Source organism: Streptomyces sp. LARHCF249 (genome assembly GCF_052871255.1).
The window spans coordinates 337,360-354,043 of the sequence record NZ_JBIXJQ010000008.1 but is presented as its reverse complement, the minus strand read 5'-3'; the positions used below and the strand labels follow the sequence as shown (position 1 = coordinate 354,043).

Annotated in this window: 13 protein-coding genes, 1 pseudogene and 1 riboswitch; of the genes and pseudogenes, 8 read left to right on the top strand and 6 right to left on the bottom strand. The window is 74.8% G+C overall.

Annotated features, from left to right (window positions below; all coding sequences use genetic code 11):
* Window positions 1-38: 38 nt before the first annotated feature.
* Window positions 39-314, bottom strand: a complete 276-nt coding sequence (locus ACIPUC_RS24845) for a hypothetical protein (RefSeq protein ID WP_446592287.1) — start codon at window positions 312-314, stop codon at window positions 39-41.
* Here ACIPUC_RS24845 and ACIPUC_RS24840 point away from each other — a divergent pair.
* A pseudogene (locus ACIPUC_RS24840) lies at window positions 229-1,049 on the top strand (ion transporter). The gene ACIPUC_RS24845 and the pseudogene ACIPUC_RS24840 overlap by 86 nt on opposite strands.
* 20 nt (window positions 1,050-1,069) lie before the next feature.
* Here ACIPUC_RS24840 and ACIPUC_RS24835 read toward each other — a convergent pair.
* Window positions 1,070-2,119, bottom strand: coding sequence for a phosphatidylinositol-specific phospholipase C domain-containing protein (locus ACIPUC_RS24835; protein WP_446592250.1), 1,050 nt, complete (start codon window positions 2,117-2,119; stop codon window positions 1,070-1,072).
* A gap of 197 nt (window positions 2,120-2,316) precedes the next feature.
* On the opposite strand from ACIPUC_RS24835, the gene ACIPUC_RS24830 reads away from it, so the two are divergent.
* On the top strand, window positions 2,317-3,261 hold the full coding sequence (locus ACIPUC_RS24830; protein ID WP_446592248.1) for a trypsin-like serine peptidase: 945 nt from the start codon (window positions 2,317-2,319) through the stop codon (window positions 3,259-3,261).
* A 77-nt stretch (window positions 3,262-3,338) separates the two neighbouring features.
* Entirely contained in the window at window positions 3,339-3,953 is a 615-nt protein-coding gene (locus ACIPUC_RS24825; RefSeq protein ID WP_446592246.1) for a TetR/AcrR family transcriptional regulator, read from the top strand.
* A gap of 261 nt (window positions 3,954-4,214) precedes the next feature.
* Here the strand turns inward: ACIPUC_RS24825 and ACIPUC_RS24820 are convergent, their stop codons facing one another.
* Window positions 4,215-5,147: an oxidoreductase gene (locus ACIPUC_RS24820; protein ID WP_446592244.1), complete on the bottom strand. Its 933-nt coding sequence runs from the start codon at window positions 5,145-5,147 to the stop codon at window positions 4,215-4,217.
* A 189-nt stretch (window positions 5,148-5,336) separates the two neighbouring features.
* Between ACIPUC_RS24820 and cbiE the strand changes: the two genes are divergently transcribed.
* From cbiE to ACIPUC_RS24800, 4 genes are all read left to right on the top strand, one after another.
* Window positions 5,337-6,590, top strand: a complete 1,254-nt coding sequence (gene cbiE / locus ACIPUC_RS24815) for a precorrin-6y C5,15-methyltransferase (decarboxylating) subunit CbiE (RefSeq protein WP_446592242.1) — start codon at window positions 5,337-5,339, stop codon at window positions 6,588-6,590.
* Complete coding sequence (gene cobM, locus ACIPUC_RS24810; RefSeq protein ID WP_446592240.1) at window positions 6,587-7,336, top strand: precorrin-4 C(11)-methyltransferase; 750 nt, start codon at window positions 6,587-6,589, stop codon at window positions 7,334-7,336. The genes cbiE and cobM overlap by 4 nt, the downstream gene beginning before the upstream one ends.
* Window positions 7,326-8,207 carry a cobalt-precorrin-6A reductase gene (locus ACIPUC_RS24805; RefSeq protein ID WP_446592238.1) on the top strand — a complete coding sequence of 294 codons (882 nt, stop codon included), beginning with the start codon at window positions 7,326-7,328 and terminating at the stop codon, window positions 8,205-8,207. Before cobM ends, ACIPUC_RS24805 begins: the two co-directional genes overlap by 11 nt.
* Window positions 8,208-8,271: 64 nt before the next feature.
* Window positions 8,272-8,664: a hypothetical protein gene (locus tag ACIPUC_RS24800; RefSeq protein ID WP_446592236.1), complete on the top strand. Its 393-nt coding sequence runs from the start codon at window positions 8,272-8,274 to the stop codon at window positions 8,662-8,664.
* Window positions 8,665-8,745: 81 nt separating this feature from the next.
* Here the strand turns inward: ACIPUC_RS24800 and ACIPUC_RS24795 are convergent, their stop codons facing one another.
* From ACIPUC_RS24795 to ACIPUC_RS24785, 3 genes are read right to left on the bottom strand one after another with little or no spacing between them, the layout of a single operon-like run.
* Window positions 8,746-10,245, bottom strand: coding sequence for a precorrin-2 C(20)-methyltransferase (locus tag ACIPUC_RS24795; protein ID WP_446592235.1), 1,500 nt, complete (start codon window positions 10,243-10,245; stop codon window positions 8,746-8,748).
* Window positions 10,242-10,889 (bottom strand): precorrin-8X methylmutase, encoded by a 648-nt coding sequence (locus ACIPUC_RS24790; RefSeq protein ID WP_446592233.1) that lies wholly within the window; start codon window positions 10,887-10,889, stop codon window positions 10,242-10,244. The genes ACIPUC_RS24795 and ACIPUC_RS24790 overlap by 4 nt, the downstream gene beginning before the upstream one ends.
* Entirely contained in the window at window positions 10,886-12,118 is a 1,233-nt protein-coding gene (locus tag ACIPUC_RS24785; RefSeq protein WP_446592286.1) for a cobalamin biosynthesis protein CobG, read from the bottom strand. The genes ACIPUC_RS24790 and ACIPUC_RS24785 overlap by 4 nt, the downstream gene beginning before the upstream one ends.
* A gap of 574 nt (window positions 12,119-12,692) precedes the next feature.
* Window positions 12,693-12,798, top strand: a riboswitch (cobalamin riboswitch).
* A gap of 53 nt (window positions 12,799-12,851) precedes the next feature.
* Here ACIPUC_RS24785 and cobN point away from each other — a divergent pair.
* Window positions 12,852-16,469, top strand: coding sequence for a cobaltochelatase subunit CobN (cobN, locus tag ACIPUC_RS24780; RefSeq protein WP_446592231.1), 3,618 nt, complete (start codon window positions 12,852-12,854; stop codon window positions 16,467-16,469).
* Window positions 16,470-16,684 lie beyond the last annotated feature (215 nt).

Genomic DNA, 16,684 nt, shown 5'->3' with positions numbered 1-16,684 from the left:
CGTGCGCGCCGGACGGAAACCCGATCGGGTGTGTGCCGTTAGTAGGAACGACCACCGCGTCCCGCCGGGCGCGGGCCTGCGGCGAAGACGCGTACGAGGAGCAAGATGAGAGTCCCGATCCCGGCCCGGCGCGGCCGCGTGGAACTGGCGGCCCGGTGCCGGGCGCTGACGGAGGCCTCCGCCTTCGGCCTCGCCGTCTTCGGTGTGATCCTGCTCAACGCGGCGCTGATGGGCGTGGAGACGTACAGCGGGCCGGCGCGGGAGTACCGGCAGGCGCTGGAGGCCGCGGAGGCCGCCTGCCTGATCGTGTTCACGCTGGAGATGCTGCTGCGGATGGGCGCGCCGACCGGCCGAAGGCGTTCTTCCGGGACCCCTGGAACCTCTTCGACCTCGCGGTCGTGGCCTCCGCCTTCATCCCCCTCGTCCGCGAGAACACCACCCTGCTGCGGCTGCTGCGGCTGGCCCGCGTGCTGCGCACCGCGCGTTTCCTGCCGCACCTGCGCATCCTGCTGATCGCCGTGGGCCGCAGCCTGCCCGGCACCGCCAGCTTCCTGTTCGTCGGCGCGCTGGTGCTGTACGTGTACGCCATGGTCGGCTGGGTCTGCTTCGCGGAGTCCGACCCGCAGCACTACGGCTCCGTGGGCCGCGCCATGCTCACCCTGTTCCTGCTGACCACCCTGGACGGGCTCACCGACGCGGTGCGGGCCGGGCTGCAGATCTCCCGGCTCAGCATCCTCTACTACGCCTCGTACGCCCTGCTCGCCTCCTTCGTGCTGGTGAACGTGCTGATCGGCGTCGTGCTGAACTCCCTCGACGAGGCGCGCGAGATCGAGGCGGAGGCGGACCGGACGGCGGACCCGGCCCCCGGCCCGGCACCGGGCGGGCCCGACGTCCCGGACACGAAGGACGTGAGGGAGCGGATCGCGACCGCCCGCCGGGCGCTGGACGAGATCGAGGCGAGCCTCGCCGCCGCACCCGCCGACCCCGCCGGCGCCGCCGGGGACCGGCCGAAGGCCCGGCAGCTGGAGGCCTCGCACACGGGTCCCTAGTGCCGTGGCCGCCGCCGGCCTCAGCCGCGCGGCACGACCGCGGCCAGGACCTGGGGCAGCGGGTACCAGTCGGCGGAGACGATGGACGCGTGGTGTCCGGCGAGGAGCGCCAGGCGGTCGCGGGCCTGCGCCTCCGTCGGGCGGGTGGAGTCGATGGCCGGGGCGACGTTGTGGGCGTCCGTGGCGATCACCAGGTAGTGGTTGCGGTCGTACCAGCCGGTGTCGATCGATCCCCCGGCATAGGCGCCCGCGTCCCCGTCGAAGACCACGAACCAGGGGCGCAGGGAGGCGTCGGCGTAGCGGGCGACGCGCGGGTCGCCCGCCTCGGCCCGGTGCACGGCCGGGAACGCGGCGGCCTGGCCGAGCCGGCCCTGGGCGGCGAGGGAGCGCAGGTGGGTGGCGTACTCCCGGTCCGTCCACAGGGTGTCGGAGCTGTTGCCCTCCTCGACGGTGCCGGGGATCAGCTCCACGATGAACTTCCCGGCGAGCCCGACGCGGCTGGGCCAGGCTCCGGCGCGGGCGGCGGTGTCGAGGTCGGGGTGGCCCGCGGCAAGCTGGCCGGGCCGGTAGACGGCGTCGCCCAGCTTGGCGGTCAGCAGCGCGTCGAGGTCGGCCGGGCCGCGGCCGAGGTTGGCGGCGAAGCCGTCCTTGAGTTCCAGCTTGAGGACGACGGGCCGGTGGCCGGGGTGGGCGTCGTGCCAGCTGCGGATGTCGGAGAGGCAGCCCGCCAGGTTCTGGTTGCGGGCCTTGGTGCGCAGCTGGGCGGGGGTGGTGGCGTTCTCGCAGTTGTTGTCGTTGCCGAAGGGGTTGTTGTGCGAGACCCGCCACGAGCTGCCGAAGAAGTTGGTCCACACGTCGAGCTCGAGCATGGCGGCGCCCGAGTCGAGGGCGTCCGCGAAGTACGGGTACTTGGCCTTCTCGTAGGCGTTGTGCACGCCGACTCCGGTCGATCCCGCGTAGGACAGCCCGTCGGAGGCACCCGCCGCGCCGGCGGGGGACGTGCCCAGGACGAGGGCGGCGGCCGCCAGTCCCGCGGTCACCGCGCCCGCCATCCGGTTTCGCAGTCTCATGCTTCGGCTCCTGTCGCTCCAGTGCGGCTCAAGTCGCCTGGAGCGTAGGGGAGTTGAATGACGCATGGAAGGCCGGGGAGTGACGCGCGGACGGCCGGGGACCCGCTGTGAGGACGGACACGTCCGGATTGCGGAACCCGACCCGTGCCTCTCCCCATCGAACGAGGAGTCGGACGCGTTTGCGGGGGGAGTGCCACATGGTCAGCAAGGTGCACGGGCGGGCCGTACGGGCCACCGTGCTGGTCGGCGTGCTCGGCGCCCTCGCCCTCGTGGGCGGGTGGTACCTCTGGGAGCTGCGCGGCCTGGTCGCGAACCGCGCGGACGGGGACGCGGCGCGGGGCGTCTACCAGCAGGACCCCGAGCGTGCAGACCGGACGGCGGCCGCGGTGCTGGACGGGATCGTCCGCGAGGACCCGAACCCGCCGACGGACGGCAAGGCCTTCGCCGGCGACGGCTCCTCGGTGGACTGGCGGTCCGACGGGTGGCAGGCCTCGGACCCGCTGGAGGCCCGCCCCGCGCCGGCCGAGCCCGCCGTCGGGGCCCTCTTCTCCCCCGGCACCGACGGCGACCCCGACCACCACTGCTCGGCCGTCGTGGTCCACTCCCCGCACGGCGACCTGATCGTCACCGCCGCGCACTGCGTGTACACCGGCGGCTTCCGCACCAACCTGGCCTTCGCCCCCGGCTACCAGGACGGGGTGGCTCCGTACGGGATCTGGGTGCCCACCCGGATCGACGTGGACCCGCGCTGGAGCGAGGACCAGGACCCCGACCACGACGTCGCCTTCATCCGGCTGCGCCGCCCCGGCTACCCGGGCCAGCGGCTGGAGGACGTCACGGGCGCCCAGACGATCGCCTTCCGGCCCGAACTGCCCCTTCCGGCACGGCTCGTGGGCTATCCGAACGCCTCCGAGCAGCCGCTCGACTGCCGCAACACCGCCCGCGCCGCGGGGCCGACGCAGCTGCGCTTCGACTGCGCGGACGTGCCGAACGGCACCAGCGGCGGCCCGGTGCTGACCGACGGGCACACGCTGATCGGGGTGGTCGGCGGCCGCGACGGCGGCGGTGACGAGGAGACCTCGTACAGCAGCTACTTCGGTGACGCCGTCCGGTCCCTGTACGAGCGCGCCACGACCTCCTAGGACCGGGACGGGGTTGCTAGGCTCTGCGGCACGGCCGGCAGGGGGCCGCCACCCCACCGCACACCGACGGGACCCACATGTCTCCCAAGCAGCAGCGCGGCGAGGCCACCGTCGACCAGCTCCTGACCGCCGCACTGCGGGTGTTCGCCGAGTCCGGCCAGCAGGGGTTCACCGTGAACGCGGTCGTCTCGGCCAGCGGGGTGAGCCTGGGCAGCCTCTACCACCACTTCGGCAATTTCGACGGCCTGGCCGCCGCCCTCTACATCCGGTGCATGGACCTGCTGTGCGAAGACATGACCGCCGCCCTGACCCGCTGCCGGACCGCCCGCACCGGCATCCAGTCCTGGGTGGCGTCCTACCTGCGCTTCACGCAGGAGCACCGCGACGTCGCCCTGTTCCTGCACGCCTCGGCCTACTCCGGCTACCTCGTGGGCCACGCGGAGGAGATCGCCGCGGCCAAGGCGGAGAAGTTCGGGGCCATCATGCAGTGGCTGAAGGTGCGCATGGAGCGCGGCGAGATCGCCCCGCTCCCGGCCCCCGTGATCGAGGTCATGGTCATGGGCCCCCTCACCGAGGCGGCCCGCCGCTGGCTGTCCAGCACGTACGAGATCGACCTGCCGGACGTCGCGCGCCACCTCCCGGAGCTCATCTGGCGCTCCCTGCGCCCGGACCCCGACCCCGACCAGCCCTAGGCGGCTCGCCGCAGGACCTGCGGCGGGCGGGGGCGCCGCACCGAGGACCACCGCATGTCGCGGGGGGATTCTGGGTGGTTGTCCGGAGTGTCGTCCATGGCATCGAGTGTCGGGCGCCCGGCGCGTCCCGGTCAGGTCCCGTCCGGGGCGCCCGGAGGCGTCCCGGGGGCGGACGGGGGCGCGCCGATGCCACGGCAGGCGCCGCGCCGTCGGCATTCCTGCGGGGGGGGAAGGGCACTTCCGGGAAGCGTGCTGTCGGGATCAGCGCGGCAGGGATGCGTACGAGACTCCCGTGAGCTTCTCGGAGGCCGCCCAGAGGCGTTCGCCCGACGCGTCGTCCAGGGTCCACTTCGCCCGCCAGGAGGGCGCGGGCGCCCCGCGCCAGCCGAACCGCGGGCCGATGAACGCGTCCGGCCGGACCCCCGGCGCGGTGGCCGCGTAGAGGGTCGGCAGCGCGCCCGAGGCCGCGGGCTGGGCGACGGCCGCGTTGCCGAACGCCGCCACGCGCGAGTTGAGGGTGGGACCCTCCAGCCGGGACGCTCCGGCGTGCAGGTTGCTGGAGGCGTAGCCGGGGTGGGCGGCGGCGGCCACGAGGGTGGATCCGGCGGCGGTGAAGCGGCGGGCCAGCTCGTGGGTGAAGAGCAGGTTGGCGGTCTTGGAGCGGCCGTAGGCGATCCAGCGGCGGTAGCCGTCCTCGCCGCCCAGGTCGTCGAGGTCGATGTCGGAGAGCGCGTGGAACCCGCTGGAGACGTTGACGATCCGGGCTCCGGCGGCCGCGGCCCGCAGTCTCGGCAGCAGCAGCCCGGTCAGGGCGAAGTGGCCGAGGTGGTTGACCCCGAACTGGGTCTCGAACCCGTCGGCGGTGCGCCCGAACGGCAGGGCCATCACCCCCGCGTTGTTGACCAGCAGGTCCAGGGATTCCCGGCGCCGCCCGTACGCCGCGGCGAACTCCCGCACCGATGCCAGGTCGGCCAGGTCCAGCGCGGCGAACTCCACGTCCGCGCCCGGCACTTCGGTGCGCAGCCGGACGTCGGCGGCCTTCCCGCGGGCGGCGCTGCGGCAGGCCAGCACCACGCGCGCCCCGCGCCGCGCGAGTTCCCGGGCCGTGACGTAGCCGATCCCGCTGTTGGCCCCGGTCACGACGGCTGTCCGGCCGCTCTGGTCGGGGATGTTCGTGGCGTTCCAGCCCGGCATGGCGGCAGCTCCCTCGCGAACGATTGGGTTACCGAGGGTAGACGGGCCCGGCCGCGGCCGGGAGCGGGGGGCGCCAGGGGCCGGGAGCGGGGGTCGTCCGGGCAGGCGTAGGCGCAGGCCAGTAGGCTGCGGTCCGCACGTCTTCCGCTTCCCTCTCCCCGTTCCCCTCCCGTTCCGAGGTACCGCGCAGTGAGCTCCGCACCGCCCCCCATACCCGTCACGGTCGTCGGCCTCGGCGCCGACGGCTGGGCCGGGCTCACCGCCGCCGCGCGGTCCGCGCTCTCCTCCGCCGAGGTGCTGATCGGCGGGCCGCGCCAGCTGGACCTGCTCCCCGCGGCCGCGTGCCCCGGCGAGCGGGTCGCGTGGCCGAGCCCGCTGCGGCCGGCCGTGCCGAAGCTGATGGCCGAGCACGCGGGCCGCCGGATCGCGGTACTGGCCAGCGGCGACCCGATGTTCTACGGGATCGGCCGCGCCCTCGCCCAGGAGCTCGGCCCGGACGCCCTCGCGGTCCACCCGCACCCCTCCTCCGTCTCGTACGCCTGCGCCCGCCTGGGCTGGCCGGTGGAGGAGACCGAGGTGGTCACGGTCGTCGGCCGCCCGGTGGCCCGGCTCGCGGCCGCCCTGTACGAGGGGCGGCGGGTGCTGGTGCTCAGCGCCGGAGCGGCGTCCCCGAACGAGATCGCTGCTCTGCTTCGAGAGCGGGGCTTCGGCCCGAGCCGGATCCGGGTGCTGGAGCAGCTCGGCTCCGAACGCGAGGACGCGTACGAGGGCCTTGCCGACGGCTGGCAGCACCCGCCGGGCGATGCCCTGAACGTGGTGGCCGTGGACTGCCGCCGGGACCCCGCCCACCCGGCGCCCCGGCTCGGCGCGACCCCCGGCCTGCCGGACGCCGCGTACGAGCACGACGGACAGCTCACCAAGCGCCGGGTGCGCGCCGCGACCCTGTGCGCGCTGGCCCCGGCCCCCGGCGAGCTCCTGTGGGACATCGGCGGCGGCTCCGGCTCCATCGGCATCGAGTGGATGCGCACGCACCCCTCCTGCCGGGCGGTGGCGGTGGAGCGCGTACCGGAGCGGGCGGCCCGCATCACCCGCAACGCGGCGGCGCTCGGCGTGCCCGGCCTGCGCGTGGTGGTCGGCGCCGCGCCCGGCGCGCTCGACGGACTCCCCGCCCCCGACGCGGTGTTCATCGGCGGCGGGCTGACCGCGCCGGGACTGCTGGACGCGGCCTGGGCGGCGCTGGCCCCCGGCGGCCGGCTGGTGGTCAACACCGTCACCCTGGAGTCGGAGGCGGTCCTCGCCGAACGCTACCGGCGCCACGGCGGCGAACTGGTGAAGCTCTCGGTCGCGCACGCGGTGCCGGTCGGCGGTTTCACGGGCTGGCGGCAGGCGATGCCCGTCACCCAGTGGTCGGTTACCAAGGAAAAGGATCAGGACCAGACATGACCGTGTACTTCATCGGTGCCGGCCCCGGCGCCGCCGATCTGATCACGGTGCGCGGTGCCCGGACGCTGGCCGCCGCCCCCGTCTGCCTCTACGCGGGCAGCCTGGTCCCGCGCGAACTGCTGGCCGAGTGCCCGCCGGACGCCCGGCTGGTCGACACCTCGCAGCTGAACCTGGACCAGATCATCGCCGAGTGCGTACGGGCGCACGCGGCGGGCCAGGACGTCGCCCGGCTCCACTCCGGCGACCCGTCGATCTTCAGCGCCGTCGCGGAGCAGATGCGGCGGCTCGACGCGGCCGGCATCCCCTACGAGGTCGTCCCGGGCGTCCCCGCCTTCGCCGCCGCGGCCGCCGCGCTGAAGCGGGAGCTGACGGTCCCCACCGTCGGCCAGACGGTGATCCTGACCCGCGTCGCCCAGCAGGCCACGCCGATGCCGCCCGGCGAGGACCTGGCCACCCTGGGCCGCAGCGGCGCGCTGCTGGTGCTGCACCTGGCCACGCGCTACGTGGACCGGGTGGTGGACGAACTGCTGCCGCACTACGGGGCCGAGTGCCCGGTCGCCGTGGTGGCGATGGCCAGCCGCCCCGACGAGCTGATCCTGCGCGGCACCCTGGCCGACATCGCGGCCCAGGTGAAGCAGCACGGGCTGGTCCGCACCGCCGTCATCGTGGTGGGCCGCACGCTGGGCGCCGAGCAGTTCCGCGACAGCCACCTGTACTCCCCCGAGCGCGACCGGCATGTCTGCTGAACCGGGCCGCGCGCCGGACCGGCACGTCCTGATCCTGGGCGGCACGACGGAGGCCCGCCGCCTCGCCGTCGAGCTGGCCGCAGCCGGTACGCGCGCCGGGGCCGCGGCGGACGGCGCCCACGCGGGCTCAGCCCCCGACGCGGGCACGGCCCGGCGCGGGCCGGCGGAGAGGGTCCGGGTGACCACCTCGCTCGCGGGGCGGGTTGCCGCCCCCGTGCTCCCGCCGGGCGAGACGCGGATCGGCGGCTTCGGCGGGCCCGCCGGGCTGGCGGCGTGGATCAGCGCCCACCAGGTCACCCACCTGGTGGACGCCACCCACCCCTTCGCGGAGCGGATGAGCTTCAACGCGGCCGAGGCGGCAGCCCTTTCGGGGGTCCCGCTGCTGGCGCTGCGCCGCCCCGGCTGGACGCCGGAGCCCGGCGACGCCTGGACCTACGCGGACTCCCTGGCCGACGCGGCCGAGCTGCTCCCCGCCCTCGGCACGCGTGCCTTCCTCACCACCGGCCGGACGGGACTGCACGGCTTCGCGCACCTCACCGAGACCTGGTTCCTGGTGCGCTCGGTGGACCCTCCCCCAGACTTCGTCCGGGGGGACCCCCAGGCCTCTCCGGTGCCGCCGCGGCTGGAAGTCCTGCTGGCCCGCGGGCCGTTCACGCTGGCCGACGAGCGGGAGCTGCTGGCCCGGCACCGTATCGACGTACTGGTCACGAAGGACAGCGGAGGAACGGCCACCTCCCCGAAGCTCACCGCCGCCCGCGAGGCCGGCATCCCGGTCCTCGTCGTACGCCGGCCCGCGGTCCCGCAGGGCGTGGTGGAGGCGGAGTCCGTGGCCGCGGCGCTGCACTGGCTGCGCTACGATCACGCGCACTGATCGTTCAGGTGTGCGAAGTATGAGGGGGGCGGGCATGGGGTCCGGCGGCAGAATCCCGGGAGCCGTGACGGCTCTGCTGGTCGGCGGCCTGCTGGCCGGCGGGTGCTCGGGCGGCGGACCGGCCGGGAAACCGGCCGCGGTTCCGGCGACGACCGCCCCGGCCTCCCCGGCCGAGCCGTCCGCGTCGCCGACGGCCTCCGCCGCGTCGCCGTCGCCCGCTCAGGCGCCCTCGGCCGCCCCGACCCCCGGCCCCGCGCAGGGGCAGGAGTCGCGGCGGCCGACCGCCGCGGCGCCCCGGCCGACCGCGCAGCGCACCTCATCGGTGCCGCAGAACCCCCACCGCGGCCCCACTCCGCCGCCGGCGCCGCCCAAGCCCCCGATCGAGCCCTGGACGCCGCCGCCGTTCGACCCGAACGACCCGTCGATCCCGAAGGTGACCCTGCCGCCGCTGCCGTAGGCCGGATGCCGTCCAACGGGTCCCGGCCAACGGGTCCCGTTGGCCGGCCCCGGTCAGCCGACCCCGGTCAGCCGGTCCCGGTCACGGGTACCGGCGCGGCGTCCACGTGATCCGCGAGCCGTCGGCCCGCTCGGTGACCTGCGTCTGCGAGGACCCGATCAGCAGGAGCGTGCGCATGTCCACCTCGGACGGCTCCAGTTCGGCGAGGGTGACGGTCCGCACCGACTGCTCCGGCCCGCCCACGTCCCGGGCGACGACCACCGGGGTCTCGGGGGCGCGCAGTTCCAGCAGCAGCTCGCGGGCCTTCGCCACCTGCCACGTCCGGCTGCGCGAGCCGGGGTTGTACAGGGCGAGGACCAGGTCCGCCGAGGCCGCGGCGCGCAGCCGCTCCGCGATGACCTCCCAGGGCTTGAGCCGGTCCGAGAGGGAGATGGTGGCGTAGTCGTGGCCGAGCGGGGCGCCGGCCGCGGCGGCCGCCGCGTTGGCCGCGGTCACCCCCGGCAGGACCCGTACGGGCACGTCCTTGTACTCGGCCTGCCCGGCGACCTCCAGGACCGCCGTGGCCATGGCGAAGACCCCGGGGTCGCCGCCGGAGACCACGGCCACCCGCTGCCCGCGCCGGGCGAGGTCGAGGGCGAACTCGGCGCGCTCGGACTCCACCTTGTTGTCGGAGCCGTGCCGGATCTGGCCCGGCTTGACCGGGACCCGGTCCAGGTAGGTGGTGTAGCCGACGAGCACCTCGGCGTCGGCCAGCGCCCGCCGGGTCTCGGGGGTCAGCCACAGCGGCCCGGCGGGTCCGGTGCCGACGACCACGACCTCGCCGGGGCCGGACGGCACGCTGCCCGGGTTGCCGATCCGGCTGGGCACGACGGCGACGGCGAAGTACGGCACGGACTCCGGGTCGGTCTCCGCCAGGATCCCGGTCCGCTCGCCGGCCATGGTGGCGCGCTCGACGTAACGGGCCTCGGCCAGCCGGCCGCTGCGCTCCATCGCCCCGCGCACGGCGGGGAAGGTCCGGCCGAGCTTCATCACGACCGCCGAGTCGGTGGCCGCCAGGCGGGCGGTGAGCTCCTCCTCGGGCAGGGTGCCGGGGAGGATGGTCAGCACCTCCTCGCCCTCCACGAGCGGGGTGCCGAGCCGGGCGGCGGCGGCGCTCACCGACGTCACACCGGGGATCACCTCGGTCTCGTACCGGTGCGCGAGCCGCTTGTGCATGTGCATGTACGAGCTGTAGAAGAGCGGATCGCCCTCGGCGAGGACGGCGACGGTCCGGCCGGCGTCGAGGTGCACGGCCAGCCGGGCGGCGGCGGACTCGTAGAACTCCTCCATCGCGCCCTGGTAGCCGCCGGGGTGGTCGGTGGTCTCGGTGGTGACCGGATAGACCAGCGGTTCCTCGATCTGGTGCTCCCGCAGGTGCTCCGCGGCGATCGACCGGGCGATGGACCGCCCGTGCCGCGCACTGTGATAGGCCACGACATCCGCCGCGCCGATCACCTCGACGGCCCGCAAGGTCATCAGCTTCGGATCGCCGGGCCCCAGCCCGACCCCGTACAGCCTCCCCTTGCCGCTCATCTCGCTCATTCGGCCACGCTCGCAATGGCGTTGACCGCGGCGGCGGCGATGGCGCTGCCGCCCCGCCGCCCGCGCACGACCAGGTGGTCGAGCCCGGAGGCGTGCGCGGCGAGGGCGTCCTTGGATTCGGCGGCGCCGATGAAGCCGACGGGCACACCGATGACGGCGGCGGGACGCGGGGCCCCCTCCTCGATCATCTCGAGCAGCCGGAACAGCGCGGTCGGCGCATTGCCGACGGCGATGACCGAGCCCTCCAACAGACCCCGGTCGCGCCAGACTTCGAGCGCGGCCGCGCTGCGCGTGGTCCCCATCTTCGCGGCGAGCTCCGGCACCGCCGGGTCGGACAGCGTGCAGATCACCTCGTTGTCGGCGGGCAGCCGCTTGCGGGTGACCCCGCTGGCGACCATCTGCACGTCGCACAGGATCGGCGCCCCCGCCTCGAGCGCGGCCCGGGCCCGCAGCACCACCTCGGGCGTGTACCCGAGGTCCTTCGTCAGGTCGGTCATCCCGCAGGCGTGAATCATGCGCACCGCGACCTGGGCGACGGAGGCGGGCAGCCCGGAGAGGTCCGCCTCGGCGCGGATCGTGGCAAAGGACTGGCGGTAGATCGAGGCGCCGTCCTTCTCGTACTCGAACACTGTGTACTCGCTCATTTCTTCACTACGTCGGGATCGATGCGGGCGTCCGCGAGGACCGCGGGAAGTTCGGGGGCCGGTACGTCGTGCCGTGCGGGCCGGCCGGGGGCGCCGACCCGGTACCCGCCCGGAGTCGCGACCACGTCCACCCAGGCGGTGCCGCGCGGGTGCCCGCAGCGGCGTTCACACCCGGACCAGTGCACGGGCAGCGCTCCGCGCGTCCGCCGTACGACGTCTCGCGCGTCGGCGCGCACGTCCGCAAGGGACTTGGCGCAACCGGGCTTTCCCGTACAGCCGGTGACGGACCGCCAGGGATCGCCGGGGTCGGTGACCAGGCCGGCGTGGACGGCCGGGGCCTCGCCGCCGACGACGATGCTGCGCCACGGGGTAATCCGCAACTCGCCGGGCAGGGTCCGCCATTGGGCGGTGGTGAGCCGCCCCAGGGGGACCAGTACGCACAGCGCGTCCGCGTGCATCCCGGGCGCGGGCGGCGGCGCGTACGGCCGGGGCGCGTCGGGCACGTACCGCGCGGCGATGCCCGAGGCGGCGAGCCGGCGCACGAACTCGGCCTCCCCGAGCGCGTGTTCGGGGGGCAACTCGACGACACGCCACGCCCGCGTACCTGCGTCGGCGGCGGCGTCGAGGAACAGGTGGGCGGCCACCAGGGCGGCCCCGGGCGCGTCCTCTTCCGCGACCTCGACGGCGTCGCGGGCCGACCCTAGGCGCAGCAGCGTACGGCCGCCCGCGTCCGGGCCGAGCAGGGTGACGTCGGGTTCGAGCGCGGCCACGTCACCCCGTCCGTCATCGACGGCGAACAGGAACCGCCCGGACAGGGCGGCGGCCTTCGGGTCCGCACAGAGCAGCGCGTCCAGCGCCCGCACCGGGCCGGGGTCGGCGAGCGGGGTCGCGACGATGTTCCGGACCCGCTCGTGGGACGGGGCGGGCAGCAGCCCGGCCCCGTCGAGCAGCTCGGCGAGCCCGGCGCCGCAGCCGTCGGGGAGCCCGCGCAGCTGCACGTTCCCCCGCGAGGTCAGCTCCAGGTGCCCGTCCCCGAACCGGTCGGCGGCCACGGCCAGCGCGGCGGCCTGCGAGGCGCTGAGCAGCCCGCCGGGTATCCGCACCCGCGCGAGGAACCCGTCGTCCGCGGCATGCAGCCGCAGCGCGCCAGGGCAGGCGTCACCGCGCTCCCGTATGACGGGCTCGTCCCGCGATGCGGCGGCAGGGGGCTGTGACATGGCGGCGAGCATACCCACGATTCCCTCCCCCCGACCTGTGTCCGTCACCACCCCACCCCCTCCGACCAGCCCAATCCGGCCCCACCACCCCAATCCAGCCGCACCCCGCCAACCCCGCCCCACCGGACCCCATCCAGCCCCACCGGACACAACCCAGCCCCACCGGACCCCACCCAGCCCTACCTCGCCAACCCCCCGGCCCACCGGACCCCATCCGCCCCGCCGGACACAACCCCGCCCCACCGGACCCCACCCAGCCCTACCTCGCCAACCCAGCTCCACCGGGCCCCATCCAGCCCCGCCGGCGTTTGAGGCGCGGGGGCCCGGGGGCAGAGCCCCCGCAACGGCGCCGCACCCGACTCCGCCCCACCGAGCCCGATCCAGCCCCACCGGCAGGGGCACGGCGGAGCCCCGGCAACGGCCCCGCACCCGACCGCCCCGGCTCCCGACCGCCCACGCCACCCCCGACCCCGGGAACGCCCGAGCCCCCAACCCCCGCACCGGCGCGAACCCGACCACCCCCACCCTCCCGGCAACGGCACGCGCCCCCGTAGGATGATCCCCGGCGGCGCCACACGGCCCGCCATCGCCGAGGACGGCGACATGGGAGGAAGCCCGGTGCAATTCCGGCGCGGTCCCGCCACTGTGAACCCCGCGGAGCGACCCGCTCGGCCGGGGTGAGTCAGGAACTCCCGCCGTCCTCACTGCCCGGGGCGCGGAAACCCCGAGGAAGGCCTGCCGCCGCATGATCCTGCTGCTGTCGACGTCCGACACCGATCTGCTCAGCGCCCGTGCCGCGAACACGGCCGACGGCCCCGTCCCGTACCGGTTCGCGAACCCCTCCCGCCTTCCCCTCGACGACCTCCCCGGCCTCCTCGACGGCGTCGACCTGGTCGTCGTACGCCTCCTCGGCGGCCTGCGCGCCTGGCAGGAGGGCCTCGACCTCCTCCTCGCCCCCGGCCAGACCCGCCCGGTCGTGGTACTGACCGGCGAACAGGCCCCGGACGCCCAGCTGATGGAGGCCTCCACGGTGCCGATCGGCATCGCGGCCGAGGCCCACGGCTACCTCGCGCACGGCGGCCCCGCCAACCTCGACCAGCTGGCCCGCTTCCTCTCCGACACCGTCCTCCTCACCGGCCACGGCTTCGAGCCGCCGGCCGCCTCCCCCACCTGGGGCCCCCTGGAGCGCGCTCCCCACACCTCAGCCGGCCCCCCCATCGCCGTGCTCTACTACCGCGCCCACCAGATGAGCGGCAACACCGCCTTCGTACACGCCCTGTGCGAGGCCATCGAGGCCCACGGCGCGCAGCCGCTCCCCCTCTACGTCTCCTCCCTCCGCACCCCGGAGCCGGAGCTCCTCGCCGCACTGTCCGGCGTCGACGCCGTCATCACGACGGTCCTCGCGGCCGGCGGCACCCGCCCCGCCACCGCCTCCGCCGGCGGTGACGACGAGTCCTGGGACGCCGGCGCCCTCGCCGCCCTCGGCGTGCCGATCCTCCAGGCCCTCTGCCTGACCGGTTCCCGCTCCACCTGGGAGGAGAACGACGAGGGCCTGTCCCCCCTCGACGCCGCCACCCAGGTCGCCGTACCGGAGTTCGACGGCCGCCTGATCACCGTCCCGTTCTCCTTCAAGGAGCTCGACGAGGACGGCCTGCCCGCCTACGTGGCCGACCCCGAGCGCGCCGCCCGCGTAGCCGGCATCGCCGTGCGCCACGCGCGCCTGCGCCACATCGAGCGCCGCGACAAGCGCATCGCCCTCGTCCTCTCCGCGTACCCCACCAAGCACTCCCGCATCGGCAACGCGGTGGGCCTGGACACCCCGGCCAGCGCGGTGGAGCTCCTCCGCACCCTGATCGCCGAGGGCTACGACTTCGGCCCGGTCCCCGAGATCCCGGGCCTGGTGTCCGGCGACGGCGACGAGCTGATCCGCGCCCTGATCGAGGCCGGCGGCCACGACCAGGACTGGCTCACCGAGGAGCAGCTGGCCCGCAACCCGGTCCGCATCCCGGCCGCGGACTACAAGCGCTGGTTCGCCGAACTCCCCGCCGACCTCCGTGCGAACGTCGAGGAGCACTGGGGCGAGGCCCCCGGCTCGATGTTCGTCGACCGCTCGTCCAACCCCGAGGGCGACATCGTCCTGGCCGCCCTGCGCCGCGGGAACCTCCTCATCCTCATCCAGCCGCCGCGCGGCTTCGGCGAGAACCCGATCGCGATCTACCACGACCCGGACCTCCCCCCGTCGCACCACTACCTGGCCGCGTACCGCTGGATCCAGGCGAGCGCCGCGGACGGCGGCTTCGGCGCCGACGCGATGATCCACCTGGGCAAGCACGGCAACCTCGAATGGCTCCCGGGCAAGAACGCCGGCCTGTCCGCCTCCTGCGCGCCCGACGCGGCCCTCGGCGACCTCCCCCTCATCTACCCGTTCCTGGTCAACGACCCGGGAGAAGGCACGCAGGCCAAGCGCCGCGTGCACGCGACCCTCATCGACCACCTGGTCCCCCCCATGGCCCGGGCCGAGTCCTACGGCGACATCGCCCGCCTGGAACAGCACCTGGACGAGTACGCGCAGATCTCCGCGATGGACCCGGCCAAACTCCCGGCCATCCGCGCCCAGATCTGGACCCTGATCCAGGCCGCGAAGCTCGACCACGACCTGGGCCTGGCCGAACGCCCCGACGACGACGGCTTCGACGACTTCCTCCTCCACGTCGACGGCTGGCTGTGCGAGGTCAAGGACGCCCAGATCCGCGACGGGCTGCACGTCCTCGGCGGCGCCCCGACCGGCGCGTCCCGCGTCAACCTGGTCCTCGCCATCCTCCGCGCCCGTCAGATCTGGGGCGGTACGACGGCGCTCCCGGGCCTGCGCGAGGCCCTGGGCCTCGACGAGTCGGCGGCCACCCGCACCTCGGCGGACGCCGTGGAGGAACAGGCCCGCGCCCTGGTCCAGGCGATGGAGGACGCGAACTGGTCCCTGGACGCCGTCCCCTCGGTCGCGGCGGGCCATTCCGCGGAGGTCGCGGCGGTCCTGTCCTTCGCGGCCCGCGAGGTGGTCCCGCGCCTGGCCGGCACCACGGACGAGATCGCGCACGTCGTGTCGGCCCTGGACGGCTCGTTCATCCCGGCGGGCCCCTCCGGCTCCCCTCTCCGCGGCCTGGTCAACGTCCTGCCGACGGGCCGCAACTTCTACTCGGTCGACCCCAAGGCCGTCCCCTCCCGCCTCGCGTGGGAGACGGGCCAGGCCCTGGCTGAGTCCCTCCTCACCCGCTACCGCACGGACAACGGCGAGTGGCCGGCCTCCGTCGGCCTCTCCCTCTGGGGCACGAGCGCGATGCGCACGGCGGGCGACGACGTCGCGGAAGCCCTCTCCCTCCTCGGCATCCGCCCGGTGTGGGACGAGGCCTCGCGCCGCGTCACCGGCCTGGAAGCCATCCCCCTCGCCGAACTCGGCCGCCCCCGCATCGACGTCACCCTCCGCATTTCGGGCTTCTTTCGCGACGCGTTCCCGCACGTCATCGGCCTCCTGGACGACGCGGTCCGGCTGGCGGCGTCCCTCGACGAGCCGGCCTCGGACAACTACATCCGCGCGCACGCCCAGGCGGACATCGCTCTGCACGGCGACGAACGGCGTGCCACGACCCGCATCTTCGGCTCCCGCCCGGGCACCTACGGCGCGGGCATCCTCCAGCTGATCGACAGCCGCGACTGGCGCACGGACGCCGACCTGGCCGAGGTCTACACGGTCTGGGGCGGCTACGCGTACGGCCGCGGACTGGAGGGCCGCCCGGCCCGCGACGAGATGGAAACCGCCTACAAGCGCATCACCGTCGCCGCAAAGAACACGGACACCCGCGAACACGACATCGCCGACTCGGACGACTACTTCCAGTACCACGGCGGCATGGTGGCCACGGTCCGCGCCCTGCGCGGCACGGCCCCCGAGGCGTACATCGGCGACTCGACCCGCCCCGAAACGGTCAAGACCCGCACCTTGGTCGAGGAAACGTCCCGCGTCTTCCGCGCCCGCGTCGTGAACCCCAAGTGGATCGAGGCGATGCGCCGCCACGGCTACAAGGGCGCCTTCGAACTCGCCGCCACGGTCGACTACCTCTTCGGCTACGACGCCACGACGGGCGTGGTCGCGGACTGGATGTACGACAAACTCACGGAGACCTACGTCCTGGACCCGGAGAACCGCGCCTTCCTCGAAGCGGCCAATCCCTGGGCCCTGCACGGCATCGCGGAACGCCTCCTCGAGGCCGAATCCCGCGGCATGTGGGAAAAGCCGGACCCCCAGATCCTCGAATCCCTCCGCCAGGTCTACCTGGACACGGAAGGCAACCTGGAAGGCGAGTCCGACTAGCAACGCCGGCACCCCGACCCCCGGCGCCGCACACGAAGGCCGGCCCCCTCACCCACCCAAAGGGCGAGGAGGCCGGCCTTCTCGCCGTCATGCCCACGGGCCGTCGGCGACGTCCCGCAGCCGCCGGGGCTGCGCGCAATCCCTCGAAGGGGGGCATCGACACCTGCGGGTGATTCGAACGGGGCCTTTCTCAGCGGCCCCGGCCGGGCAGGACA

Bases quoted from the DNA above. Each gene is read 5' to 3' on its own strand.
- ACIPUC_RS24835 (WP_446592250.1), bottom strand. From the start codon at position 2,119: ATGAGACTGCGAAACCGGATGGCGGGCGCGGTGACCGCGGGACTGGCG.
- ACIPUC_RS24830 (WP_446592248.1), top strand. From the start codon at position 2,317: ATGGTCAGCAAGGTGCACGGGCGGGCCGTACGGGCCACCGTGCTGGTC.
- ACIPUC_RS24825 (WP_446592246.1), top strand. From the start codon at position 3,339: ATGTCTCCCAAGCAGCAGCGCGGCGAGGCCACCGTCGACCAGCTCCTG.
- ACIPUC_RS24820 (WP_446592244.1), bottom strand. From the start codon at position 5,147: ATGCCGGGCTGGAACGCCACGAACATCCCCGACCAGAGCGGCCGGACA.
- cobM (WP_446592240.1), top strand. From the start codon at position 6,587: ATGACCGTGTACTTCATCGGTGCCGGCCCCGGCGCCGCCGATCTGATC.
- ACIPUC_RS24805 (WP_446592238.1), top strand. From the start codon at position 7,326: ATGTCTGCTGAACCGGGCCGCGCGCCGGACCGGCACGTCCTGATCCTG.
- ACIPUC_RS24795 (WP_446592235.1), bottom strand. From the start codon at position 10,245: ATGAGCGAGATGAGCGGCAAGGGGAGGCTGTACGGGGTCGGGCTGGGG.
- ACIPUC_RS24790 (WP_446592233.1), bottom strand. From the start codon at position 10,889: ATGAGCGAGTACACAGTGTTCGAGTACGAGAAGGACGGCGCCTCGATC.
- ACIPUC_RS24785 (WP_446592286.1), bottom strand. From the start codon at position 12,118: ATGCTCGCCGCCATGTCACAGCCCCCTGCCGCCGCATCGCGGGACGAG.
- cobN (WP_446592231.1), top strand. From the start codon at position 12,852: ATGATCCTGCTGCTGTCGACGTCCGACACCGATCTGCTCAGCGCCCGT.